Here is a 440-nt window from a genome sequence, read left to right as displayed (position 1 = left end):
GAAAAGATCAGCTGCCGCTTCACGTCGAAGGCCGACGCCGGCAGCGTCGTGTTGTAGCCGCGCTCGGTTTCGAGCGGGATCCGATCGCCGAGACTTTTCGCCAGGAGATGCGACCAGGCGCCGGCGGCGATCACAAGCTTGCTTGCCGTTCGCCTCGTGCCATCGGCCAGCACGATCGTCGGGCCGTTCGCGCCTGACTCCACGCGTTCGACCCGCGCATGCTCGAAACGGGCGCCAAGCCTCTCCGCATAGGTCCAGACCGCCTTGCCGAGCAGCTTCGGATCGGCGACCGTCTTCCAGCCCGGCACGAAGGTGCCCTTGACGAAGCGCGGCGAAAGACCAGGCTGCAGCGCCGCCATCTCTTCGCCCTCGACATGACGGAAACCGATGCCGAAACGCTGCCGCTCGGCCCAGCCAGGCAGAGAGGCGCGGAACTCCGC

Annotated in this window: 1 protein-coding gene; it reads right to left on the bottom strand. The window is 67.0% G+C overall.

From position 1 onward, the window contains the following. Positions 1-440: FAD-binding oxidoreductase (locus EOA27_RS39940; protein WP_145970969.1), on the bottom strand; the 440-nt coding region annotated here is incomplete at both ends.

Origin of the sequence: Mesorhizobium sp. M2A.F.Ca.ET.037.01.1.1 (assembly GCF_003998075.1) — a bacterium.
Classification (GTDB): domain Bacteria; phylum Pseudomonadota; class Alphaproteobacteria; order Rhizobiales; family Rhizobiaceae; genus Mesorhizobium.
This window is presented reverse-complemented; position numbering and strand designations above follow the sequence as displayed.